The sequence below is a fragment of the Sphaerospermopsis sp. LEGE 08334 genome (assembly GCF_015207205.1).
Classification (GTDB): Bacteria; Cyanobacteriota; Cyanobacteriia; order Cyanobacteriales; family Nostocaceae; genus Sphaerospermopsis.
The window spans coordinates 14893-27774 of record NZ_JADEXH010000008.1 but is presented as its reverse complement, the minus strand read 5'-3'; the positions used below and the strand labels follow the sequence as shown (position 1 = coordinate 27774).

The following is a 12882-nucleotide window of genomic DNA, read 5'->3' as shown; positions in this document are numbered from 1 at the left end:
GGTTGGGTAAGGTGCATTTCCTCTGCGATTATAAATAAATTGTCAAAATTATCGCGTCTAACTCTGGTGTGAAACCATGAAGTAATTCCTGAGATAGAGAACAATATATTTAGTTAGTAAGTAAGACTGCTATCAGTAATCAGTAATCAGCTTATAATGGCAGAAACAAAAATTTAGCAGCATTAATTGAGGAAGTTTACACTTTGTGTATTTGTGATTATTGTTTGTATTTTAGCCTTGAAAGCTGATAGCTGACGGCTGAATACTGACTTTAGTTAGATTTCTGAGTATTAGTTATTCAGAAACCAAGAAAATAACAACCTTTAATCAAGCCATAGTCACCTGTGAGCTAACTAGCAACAAACGTTATTTGATTCATTAGCTGCTGATTGCACTTTTGTAAACGCCTTGTGTGACACTATTTAAATAGGCATTTAAACAAGATACAAAAAATGCCATCAATTATAATTTCTTTATATAAAAATTGCCAACTTGGCTAAAATGCTCGCCAAAAAATAGTATTCTGCATATCAGATGATTGTTGGTGTTTCCTATTTTTTCTAATCACACAATTGACTGAGGTATTAACATAAATAACTTTTGATAACCTTTGTCTAGAATTAAAATAAATTTAATGTAAGGGGGAATAGTAAAAGTGACAATAATGATCGAGCCAATTTCTCAGTTAGAAGTTAACTATCAACTCATCAAGGGCAATTTCCAGTGAATAGGAGTAATTAATACATTTATATTATTCGCTCCTCTAGGGATGATTGCCAAAAATTTCTAAATCTATTCGTGGTTATTTGTCAGCCAAAATCTCTCTTAGTGCATAGATATTTCACTATTATCTTCTTTTGATTTTGCACTAAGAAAAACTGACAATACGCCGTCTTTATTTTAGCTTTTTGGCAATTATTTAAGCATAGGCAACAGACCAGTTGAGACCGCAGATAATGTAAACCAAAAACTACAAATTTTATCAGGGCTAGTCATGAATTACCGAGTTTCTTCTTCTCCAGCTACCTTTGAGAATGTTATTACTCCTGACGAATTAAATCAGATTATTGAAGCGATTGCGGATGGGAGATATTCCTGGGCTTGTGTGTTGATTTTGCGTTTTATTGGCTATAATCCACTGCATTATATACCCCAGCGAACTTATAGCAGAATCATGAAAGAAAATAGCCAAGTTGTCACAACATCAACATCTACAACTAAACAGAAATTGCAATCTGTCAATAATGATCATCGGGGAACTTCATCTCCAACTTTCAACAATAACTAAGTAGAGGCAAACCCCCTGTGGTTGCCCTCTTGAGGCAGGAGGCAGGAGGCAGAAGTTATTAATTTTGACTTTTGATTTTTGACTTGATTCTATCCCTGTTTCCTGTTCTTTACGGCTAACTAACTATAGCAGGTCTAAATTAATAGTTTTTTGCCACACTTGGTCAAAGGTAATTCCCTGTTTAGTAGAAATATATAATAAGACTATAGCTGCTGAACGTTTGGAATTATCACAATGTATCAACAGAGGTTTAGGAATTTCCCTAATAATTTGAAAAATCTGGTTTGCAGATGGATATGTGAGATTTTCAATTTTTGTAGGCAGATTAACATAGGATAATCCTAAAAGTTGACTTTTTTCCTGTTCATTGTGCCAGAAGCTTGGTTCATCTGCAAAACATAGATTTAGCACAGACTTATAACCATCATCAGCCAGTTGTTGTAGTTGATCTGGTGTAAGTTGTCCACTTATTGCTAAATCCTGATTAATCTTTCTGACAATATTAATTGGCAGCACATTGTCAATCATAGGTTTTGGTGTAAATAATAATATTTTTGATGCCAACCCTGTCTCCAACTAGGTATGAAAATTTAATGTAGGAATTTCCTGGACCCTTGTTGTACAAATATTAACTGCTATCTAGTCATAATCATTCAACCATCAGTTTACATCGGTTTACTTCTGTACCTAAAATATTTAAATACAAAGATTGAAAATAAACAGATGCAGATAACATTCCTGAAATTAAAATTTCTGAATCTTTGTTATTGCTGCTATTGGCTGATTACTGATTACTGATAGCTGAATGTTTACATCTAGTCATTAATCTACTCTTAACTTACAGCTAGAATTTGAGGAAGTTGTGAGGGTAGTTGACACTCTGCTTCCTAAAGGAGCGCAGATTCTTGAGTAGCTCCAAAACGAACTCTCAAAGGCATTGTCAAAGTGCCTCTAGTAACTCTACTGAAATTTAATTCCAGTATTGCCTTTACTTTTCTTAAAATGTTGCTTGCCGCATTCGCATCAGCATTAATGTAGAAGTTATTGGCTGTTCTATACAATCCACTTTCTGATAAAAATTAAAAATTAAAATTAATGGGGGCTTTAACCGAGTATATTTCAACAATTAGACAGCATTTACAGCAGATTGCAGATCAATGAGGTACAGAATCTAAATTGAAACCTATACACCAAGCTAGTTTTACTCCTGACTCCTGCTGTATATAGTTTTGTTAAACCCTCAAATATGAGTTTTCCTCACAAGTTCCTCAAATTTTCAGTTTAGTTTCAAGGTAGACACCCGGATACTGGAAACTAGGTAATGGGGACTGGTTACTGGGTACTGGGTACTGGATACTGGGTACAATTTTTTCCCTTTTACGAATTACCCAGAGTTGAGAAATTCTCAAAGGTTAATTAATATGAAAACCAGAACATTTGCCACCATAGACGGTAATGAAGCAGTTGCCAGAGTAGCCTATCCACTCAATGAAGTCATTGCCATTTATCCCATCACACCATCTTCACCGATGGCAGAATGGTCTGATGCTTGGATGAGTGAAAATAAACCCAATATTTGGGGAACTGTTCCCACAGTGGTACAGTTACAAAGTGAAGGGGGCGTTGCCGGTGCGGTGCATGGTGCATTACAAACCGGTTCACTGACTACCACTTTTACCGCATCTCAGGGATTAATGTTAATGATCCCGAATATGTACAAAATTGCCGGTGAACTGACACCTACAGTATTTCATATTGCAGCCAGATCATTAGCGGCTCAAGCTTTATCAATTTTTGGTGATCATAGCGATGTCATGGCTACTAGAGGTTCTGGTTTTGCCATGCTATGCGCTGCATCTGTACAAGAAGCTCAAGATTTTGCCGTTATTTCCACCCGTGCAAGTTTAGAATCTCGCATTCCTTTCTTACACTTTTTTGATGGTTTTCGCACCTCTCACGAAGTAGATAAAGTAGAAACATTAACAACAGAAGACTTACAAAAAATCATCCCCATAGAATTAGTTATAGCCCATCGTTCACGGGCATTAACTCCAGATAACCCAGTATTAAGAGGAACAGCCCAAAACCCCGATGTTTACTTTCAAGCACGGGAAACAGTAAACCCATTTTATTTAGCTTGCCCAGATATCACTCAGAAGGTAATGGATCAATTCGCCGAAATTACAGGGCGAGAATATAAACTATTTGAATATCACGGAGATCCAGAAGCAGAAAGAATTATTATCCTCATGGGTTCTGGTTGTGAAACAGTCCATGAAACTGTAGATTATCTCAACAAACAAGGGGAAAAAGTAGGGGTAGTTAAAGTTAGATTATATCGACCTTTTGACACCCAAAGATTTATTGATGCTTTACCAAAAACTACTCAAAGTATTGCCGTTTTAGACAGAACCAAAGAACCAGGTGCAATAGGGGAACCTCTTTATACAGATGTCGTCACTGCAATTCAAGAAGCAAATCCAAAATCCAAAATCCAAAATCTAAAATTGATTGTGGGTGGTAGGTATGGTTTATCATCCAAAGAATTTACACCCGCAATGGTAAAAGCTGTATTTGATAATTTGATCCCCCCAACCCCCCTTGATAAGGGGGGCAATGAGAACGTAACCCCCCTTGATAAGGGGGGCAATGAGAACGTAACCCCCCTTGATAAGGGGGGCAAGGGGGGATCTCCCAAGAATCATTTTACAGTTGGGATTAACGATGATGTCACCCACACTAGCCTAGAATATGACCCAGAATTTAACATTGAACCTGATAGCATAGTGAGGGCAATATTCTATGGTTTAGGTGCTGATGGTACAGTCGGTGCAAACAAAAACTCCATCAAAATTATCGGTGAAGAAACAGATAATTATGCTCAAGGTTACTTTGTTTACGACTCTAAAAAATCTGGTTCTGTCACAGTTTCTCATTTGCGGTTTGGAACTCAACAAATTCGCTCTACCTATTTAATTACCAAAGCTAACTTCGTCGCTTGTCATCAATGGGAATTTGTAGAAAAATTCCCGATGTTAAAAGATATCGTTCCTGGTGGCACATTCTTACTTAACGCACCTTATGACAAAGATGAAGTATGGGATAAATTACCTGCTTCCATGCAAGAAGAGATAATTAACAAAAATCTCAAATTCTACGTCATTAATGCCTATAAAGTTGCACGGGAAACGGGCATGGGTGGACGTATTAACACCGTCATGCAAACTTGTTTCTTTGCTGTTTCCGGTGTTTTACCAAGAGAAGAAGCAATAGAACAAATTAAAAAATCAATCCGTAAAAGCTACGGTAAAAAAGGCGAAGAAATCGTCCAAATGAATATTCAAGCAGTTGATAAAACCTTGGATAATCTCTACGAAATCACCACCAAAGAAAAAACCACCCAATCACCAATCACCAGTCCCCAATCACCAATCCCCGATTATGCACCTGTATTTGTGCGTGATGTTTTAGGTAAAATAATTGCCCGTGAAGGTGATGATTTACCAGTGAGTGCATTACCTTGTGATGGTTCATATCCCACAGGAACATCAAAATGGGAAAAACGCAATATTGCCCTAGAAATTCCTGTTTGGGACCCAGACGTTTGCATTCAATGTGGTAAATGTGTGATGGTATGTCCTCACAGCGTTATCCGCAGTAAAGTTTATGAACCTGAACAGTTAGAAAATGCCCCTGCAACCTTCAAGAGTGCCAATGCAAAAGAACATGATTGGCATGATTTAAAATTTACCATTCAAGTAGCAGCAGAAGATTGTACAGGTTGTGCTTTATGTGTGGATGTATGTCCAGCGAAAAATAAAGCCGAACCTAAGAAAAAAGCCATTAATATGGCAGAACAAAGACCATTAAGAGAACCAGAACGGGAAAACTGGGATTTCTTCTTAAATTTACCAAATCCAGACCGCCGCAATTTGAAGTTGAATAGAATTAATCAACAACAAATGCAAGAACCGTTATTTGAGTTCTCTGGTGCTTGTGGAGGATGTGGAGAAACACCGTATATTAAATTAGTCACACAATTATTTGGCGATCGCATGATCGTAGCAAACGCAACCGGTTGTTCATCTATCTATGGTGGTAATTTACCTACCACACCTTGGACAAAAAACGCTGAAGGTAGAGGTCCAGCTTGGTCCAATAGTTTATTTGAAGATAACGCCGAATTTGGTTTAGGTTTCCGCGTTTCCATTGACAAACAAGCGGAAATAGCAGCTTATTTACTCCAACAACTTGCACCCCAAATAGGTGAATCTCTAGTTACAGATATCCTCAACGCTGAACAAAAAGACGAAGCAGATATTTACGAACAAAGAGAACGGGTATCAATTCTCAAACAAAGATTAGATCAAATTTTAGAACCTGCAACTGAAAGCAATCTAAAATCCAAAATCCAAAATCTAAAATCGTTAGCTGATTATTTAGTGAAAAAGAGTGTTTGGATTATTGGTGGTGATGGTTGGGCGTATGATATTGGTTACGGTGGATTAGATCATGTAATTGCCAGTGGTCGCAATGTGAATATTCTGGTATTAGACACAGAAGTTTATTCTAACACTGGCGGTCAAATGTCCAAATCTACCCCCAAAGGTGCAGTGGCAAAATTCGCCGCAGGTGGTAAACCAGCAACTAAAAAAGACCTGGGTTTAATAGCCATGACCTATGGTAATGTTTACGTTGCTAGTGTGGCAATGGGTGCAAGAGATGAACACACATTAAAAGCTTTCTTAGAAGCAGAAGCTTACGATGGACCATCAATAATTATCGCCTACAGTCATTGTGTAGCTCATGGTATTAATATGGCTACAGGAATGCAAAATCAAAAAGCTGCTGTAGACTCTGGACGCTGGTTATTGTATCGTTATAATCCAGATCGTGCAGAACAAGGACAAAACCCATTACAACTTGATTCACGCACACCCAGAATACCAGTAGAAAATTCCATGTACATGGAAAATAGATTTAAAATGTTGACCAAAATTAACTCAGAAAGGGCAAAAGAACTACTACAAGAAGCCCAAACTGATGTTAATACTCGTTGGCAAATGTACCAATATTTAGCCGCCAGAAAATTACAGGAAAGTCAACATCAAGAACCAGAAAATAAACCTGTTGAAAATCCTAACCCCAAACCAGAATCAAATAGTAATAACAAAGGTGTAACCACCTCCAACCGTTAAATAAAAATGGGGAGATGGGGAAGAAAATTTTAGATTTTAGATTTTAGATTTTAGATTGGAAATGAAAAAACAATCCAACATCCAAAATCCAAAATTGCATCACCAATTACCAATCACCAATTACCAAACCTATGAACATCACAACAACATATCTAGGATTAGAATTAAAATCACCCCTTGTACCTTCAGCTTCTCCCCTTTCTCAAGAAGTTGATAACATCAAATTAATGGAAGATGCTGGTGCTGCTGCTGTGGTGATGCACTCGCTTTTTGAAGAACAATTAACCTTAGAAAAATTTGAATTACATCATCATTTAACTTATGGTACAGAAAGTTTTGCCGAATCTTTAACATATTTTCCTGAACCGACTAATTTTAATGTCGGTCCAGAGGAATATTTAGATCATATTAGAAAAGCCAAAGAACAAGTAGACATTCCTATTATTGCCAGTTTAAATGGTTCTTCCTTGGGTGGTTGGACTGAATATGGTAAGCTCATGCAAGAAGCAGGAGCATCAGCTTTAGAATTAAATATTTATTATGTTCCCACTGACCCAGATTTAACCAGCGCAGAAATTGAACAGAATTATATTGATATTCTCTCATCTGTGAAACGTGCAGTCACAATTCCTGTAGCTGTAAAACTCAGTCCCTATTTCACTAATACTGCCAATATTGCTAAACGTTTAGATCAGGCTGGGGCTGATGGTTTAGTATTATTTAATCGGTTCTATCAACCAGATATTAATTTAGAAACTTTGGATGTTGAACCTCATGTACTTTTAAGTACACCCCAAGCAATGCGTTTACCTCTGCGCTGGATAGCTATTCTTTATGGTCATATTCAAGGTAGTCTGGCTGCAACTAGCGGTATTCACAACGCCCATGATGTGATCAAAATGTTGATGGTCGGGGCTAATGCAACTATGCTGTGTTCTGTGTTGTTACGGCATGGTATTGATCATATTCGTTCCTTGGAAAAAGATTTGCGGGAATGGATGGAAACCCATGAATATGAATCTGTTAAACAGATGCAAGGTAGTATGAGTCAGCTTAACTGCCCTGATCCTAGCGCCTTTGAACGCGCTCAGTATATGAAAGCTTTGCAAAGTTACAAACCAGAATGGGGTAGACAAGTACAGATGTCAACACAGATGAGGTGATTGGGGACTGGGGACTGGGGACTGGGGACTGGGAAAAATCACTGATTGATATTAGTAATTAACTTAGCGTAAAACCGATAACCCGACTGGGAATGAATTCCCAGTCTCATAGCAAAAGTCATCTAAAGATGACTAAAAATACCCATCAATCTACAGCACTTTTGGAGTAAATGAGGTACACGAATTTTAGAAGGTAGTTTTAAGACTTAAATTTCAATTGATTACTGTACCTCATAAACCTCGAATCTGCTGTATATCTATAGTTTACTTTAGTAAACTTTGACTATTAGCCATGAAATTCATTTCATGGCGGGTGTAGATGCTAACAAATAAGTCATCTGTAACCTAAGTTAACACCATCCAGCTTTTGTTAACCTCCTCAAAAAAATTACTCCTCCTGACTCCTGAACTCCTGACTCCTGAACTCCTGAACTCCTATGAAAAAACGTATCGGTATTCTTACAAGTGGTGGTGACTGTCCTGGTTTAAATTGTGTGATTCGTGCTGCTGTTAGTCATGCGACTCTTACATTTAATTGGGAAGTTGTCGGTATTCCTTATGCCACCCAAGGTTTATTAGAACGGCAAACTGTCCCCTTAAATATACATGGTTGGGATCTACGTGGTATTGATCCTTTAATTAATATGGGGGGAACGATTTTAGGTAGTATTAATAAAGGGGATACTTTAGCTGCTGCACCAGCAATTTTAGCTAGTTATGAAGCTTTGGGTTTAGATGCTTTAATTGCTGTTGGTGGTGATGGTAGTTTAAAGATTATCCATGAATTAGCAAATATGGGTAATTGGAATTTAGTTGCTATTCCCAAAACTATTGATAATGATGTCGCTTTAACGGAAAGATCAATAGGTTTTGATACGGCAGTAAATACAGTTGTTGATGCTATTAATCGTCTCACGTTTACGGCTGCAAGTCATGACCGGGTGATGATTGTAGAAGTGATGGGACGCACTGCTGGCCATTTAGCTTTACATTCTGGTATTGCTGGTGGTGCAGATGCAATTTTAATTCCTGAAGTTTCTTATACTATCAAAGGTTTGTGTAATCATCTTAGCGAATTGCGCGATACCTCCGGTACGTTGCACGAACGCTGGCGACGTAAATTTGCCATCATTGTCGTTGCTGAAGGTGCTAATTCCAGTTTAGAAGATTTGGATAATCCTGCTAGTTGCAGTGTTGCTAAATGTGGTCGTGGTCAATACATCGCTGATCAAATTTCTAACTGTAGCAGCAATTTAATAGATACGCGAGTTTCTGTTTTAGGACACATTCAACGGGGTGGTATTCCTTTAGCTTTAGACCGTCTGATAGCGACTGCTTTTGGTAAAAATGCCGTTGATTTAATTGCCCAAGAAAAATATGATCAAATGTTAGCTTGGGAAAATGGCAAAGTTACTACTGTTCCTATCCAAAAATCTTTAGATAAAAGTCCCTCTCTTGTTGATCCTAAATGTGATTTAGTCCAAATTGCTCACTCTTTGGGTATATATATAGGAGAAAAATAATTGATAATTGATAATTGATAATTGATAATTGATAATTGATAATTGATAATTGATAATTGATAATTGATAATTGTCCATTGTCCATTGTCCATTGTCCATTGTCCATTGTCAACTACCCATTACCTGATTTAAACTGTATAATAAATCATTGGCAGTGTAAGGTTTTAATAAAACTGCTTGAACTTTTGTTTCTCCTGATTCTGGCAATAACTCTATTGTACCCAGTCCACTACAAGCAATCACTTGTACATCTGGGTTCATTTTTTGCATAGTGCGAATGGTAGTTATACCATCCATTTCAGGCATCATCATATCTATTAAAATTACACTGATTTCCTGTTTGTGTTGAGCATAAAGAGCGATCGCTTCAATGCCATTACTAGCAGTCAGTGTTTGGTAATTGTTATTTTCCAGGATAATTGTAGCCACATCCAGTATTTGAGGTTCATCATCAACTATCAAAATCAATTCTCCTTTTCCTGGTTCTATTTCCAATTGCTCTAAACTAGGAACTTGAGGAGATTCTACTGATGGCAAGAATACTTTAAATGTACTGCCTTTACCAGTTTGGCTAGAGACTGTCACAAAACCATAATGACTTTTGATAATTCCTAACACTGTTGACAAACCTAAACCCGTGCCAGCACCAACTTCTTTTGTGGTGAAAAATGGCTCAAAAATTCTGTCTAATATTTCTGATGACATTCCTATTCCTGTATCGGTGACAGTAATCACAATATAATGTCCAACTTTTGATTCAGGATACATCCGTGCATAAGCTTCATCAATAAACATATTTTCTGCGGAAATTGTCAACATACCACCTTCTGGCATGGCATCACGGGCATTAACTACTAGGTTCATTAATACCTGATGTAGTTGTGTTGTGTCTCCAGAAACAGTCCAAAGTTCTTCAATTATGTAGGTGCGAAATTCGATGGATTTAGGAAATGTCTGTTTAGCAATTTGAATAATTTCTGTAATTAAATGTTTAAATTGTACAATAGTCTTTTCTCCTTTTAATCCCCGTGCAAAAGATAAAACTTGCTTAACTAAAGCCGAACCTCGTTGAGCATTATTTTCAATAATATGGAGCATTTGGGGATGGCGTTCTGGATTTTTGGCAAGTTTGCCTTTAAGTAATTGGGTTGCAGTTAAAATAGGTGTCAATACATTATTTAAATCGTGGGCAATACCACTGGCTAAAGTACCAATGCTTTCTAATCTTTGAGTACGGAAAAACTGCTCTTCCAGTTGTTTCCTTTCTGTAATATCAGTATCTACAACTAAGATGGATTTTGGTTGTCCATCGGCATCAAACATCAGTGTCCAACGACTTTCTAGAATAATTTCCTGACCAAATTTGGTTTTTTTACGTAACTCACCTTGCCATGTTCCTATCTTAACTACTGTTTTCAGGGCGTTTACTTCTTTTTGTAGTGCAGTTTTAGGGCAGAAAAGATCCTGAAGGTTTTTACCGACAGCTTCATCCTGAGTCCAACCATATATCCTTTCTGCTCCCCGACTCCAAAAGAGGATTTTTGTGTCAAAATCTCGCACAAAAATAGCATCGGTAGCGATATCTAATAAAGCCGCTTGCTCGTAGATTTGCTGTTCTTTTTGTTTGCGATCAGATATATCTCTAGTTGTACCAATTACCCGTATTGGCTGACTTTGTTCGTCACAGTAGACTTTTCCTCTGGTGCTTAACCAGTGCAGGCTACCGTCAGGCCAAACAGCCCGATATTCAACACTAAACTCGGTTTTTTGCTCAATGGCAAGATTCAGTTCTTGAGTAAAAACCTGAGTGTCTTCAGGATGAATTAAATCTAAGAAATCTGAACAAGTTGGTGGACACAAACTCCCCTTGGGCAATCCGTACAATGGACCTACATGAGCAGACCATATATAGGTATTGGTGGTCATGTTCCAATCCCATATTCCCATTTTGACCGCTTCCAGGGCTAAAGTTAGTCGCTCTTCACTTTGCCGCAAAGTTTGGTCAGCCAGTTTACGCTCGGTAATATCTTCACCAATGCCACCATAGTATTCCACTTGCCCTGGTTCATTCTTGATCGCAAAGCGTCTGGATAACAGCCAGCGTATTGATCCATCAGGATGGATAATACGATATTCTGAACTAGCATTTCCACCTTGCTGATGAGACACATCCACTTCTGCCATCAAGCGGTCAAGGTCTTCTGGATGAATTGCTTCTATCCAAGATAGAGGATTTTCTCGCAGACTTTGGCAGGAACGACCCCAAATTTTCTCATAAGCCGGGTTAATATAATAGACTTGGCTGCAATCTTGGCTACCAATCCATATATATGAGTCCATGTTTTCAGTAAATTGCCGAAATATCTCCTCACTCTTGTGCAGGGCGGCTTCTGTTTCCTTGCGCTCTTTAATTTCTTGCTGCAAAGCTTGATTAGCAATTACCAATTCTCTCGTCCGTTCTGCTACTCGTTGTTCTAATTCTTCAGTGGATCTAGTGAGTGCTGCCTCAGCTTGCTTGCGTTCACTAATATTGCTAAATAACCAAATCCAGCCACTCTGTTGATTTTGGGGATCGTACATAGCAGCTACTTTCACACTAGCAGGGAAAGGTTCTCCCTTTCGTGGTTGGATACTAATTTCCCATTCTGGGAATTGTTCTAAATCTGCCAGCCGGGATATAAAGGTATGGCTATCTTCTTTAGCAATATAAAGCTTGAGTGGCTTGCCTACTAGGTATTTTATGTCTACAGATAGCAAGGTTGATGCTGCATGATTGGCCTGTTGAATGTTGCCCCATTGATCAGTTACTAAATAACCACAGGGTGTAAATTCAAACAAATTTTGATAACGGCGGCTTTCTAATTCTACAATCTCACGAGCAACAACGAGTTGTTCGTTTTGTTGGCGTAGTTCTTCCTCAACAATTTGCAGTTCTTCTAGAGTTTGCTGAAGTTCTTCGTTAATTTTTATCTCGTTGGCAACTTTTTCTGCTACCAAGCTGTGTATGATATTTTGAGTTTTACAGCATACTTCCTCTGTTTGCTTATTGTGATATTTACACTCACGGTATCTATTATGCGCGGGCTGTTGTGACTCTTGGAAATATTTTTGTAAACTCTCAACAACACCAACTATTTTCACTAAATCCAATTCTGCTAACAGGTCAGATTCTCTAACTATTCCTACCAGTTCTTCCCTATCATCCACAATGGGTAAATAATGGATTCCATGTTGCTGCAAGATTGACAAAACTGTGGTAATATCTTGCAACTCTGATTCTCTTAGTGTGATAACTTCTTTTGTCATCACTTCAGTTATTTTTGTATTCAATAAATTCCATTTAAACTCTTTTAACCGAACTATATCTCTCAGGGTAAATATCCCTAATAAATGCCTTTCTTCTACCACTAAAACATAGCTTCTATTTTTGCTTTTTGGTAATGATTCTGAGGCGTTGACTATTTCTGGGCTGTTACTTTGTTCTTGAATCAAGACAATAGCATCCATTACAGGGCTATCAGGGCTAATCCTCAAGGGATAACGATCAATAATTTGATGTACACTCTTTGAAGTAACTAGCTGATCGTTTAATTGCATATAATCTATAATTTTAAATATATTAATGGGTGCTGGTTATATCGTGTCCGTGTTCAGAGTTTTCATTAAGAAAGTAGGATTGCGGGGTACAGGAAAAAAGATATTTTTCCGAT

The 12882-nt window shown here is 37.8% G+C and carries 6 protein-coding genes; 4 read left to right on the top strand and 2 right to left on the bottom strand.

All coding sequences use genetic code 11. From position 1 onward, the window contains the following. Positions 1–994: 994 nt before the first annotated feature. Positions 995–1288: a HetP family heterocyst commitment protein gene (locus IQ237_RS06115; protein ID WP_194053340.1), complete on the top strand. Its 294-nt coding sequence runs from the start codon at positions 995–997 to the stop codon at positions 1286–1288. A gap of 123 nt (positions 1289–1411) precedes the next feature. Here IQ237_RS06115 and IQ237_RS06110 read toward each other — a convergent pair whose 3' ends face one another. Then, positions 1412–1816 (bottom strand): beta-lactamase hydrolase domain-containing protein, encoded by a 405-nt coding sequence (locus IQ237_RS06110; RefSeq protein WP_228019752.1) that lies wholly within the window; start codon positions 1814–1816, stop codon positions 1412–1414. An 893-nt stretch (positions 1817–2709) separates the two neighbouring features. Here IQ237_RS06110 and nifJ point away from each other — a divergent pair. The 3 genes from nifJ to IQ237_RS06095 all read left to right on the top strand — a co-directional run bounded on the left by nifJ (position 2710) and on the right by IQ237_RS06095 (position 9172). Continuing rightward, complete coding sequence (nifJ, locus tag IQ237_RS06105) at positions 2710–6486, top strand: pyruvate:ferredoxin (flavodoxin) oxidoreductase (protein WP_194053338.1); 3777 nt, start codon at positions 2710–2712, stop codon at positions 6484–6486. Between the two features lie 131 nt (positions 6487–6617). Beyond that, positions 6618–7649, top strand: coding sequence for a dihydroorotate dehydrogenase-like protein (locus IQ237_RS06100; protein ID WP_194053336.1), 1032 nt, complete (start codon positions 6618–6620; stop codon positions 7647–7649). A gap of 437 nt (positions 7650–8086) precedes the next feature. Continuing rightward, positions 8087–9172, top strand: a complete 1086-nt coding sequence (locus tag IQ237_RS06095) for an ATP-dependent 6-phosphofructokinase (RefSeq protein ID WP_194053334.1) — start codon at positions 8087–8089, stop codon at positions 9170–9172. 108 nt (positions 9173–9280) lie between these two features. Here IQ237_RS06095 and IQ237_RS06090 read toward each other — a convergent pair whose 3' ends face one another. Next, positions 9281–12769, bottom strand: a complete 3489-nt coding sequence (locus tag IQ237_RS06090; protein ID WP_194053332.1) for a PAS domain S-box protein — start codon at positions 12767–12769, stop codon at positions 9281–9283. Positions 12770–12882 lie beyond the last annotated feature (113 nt).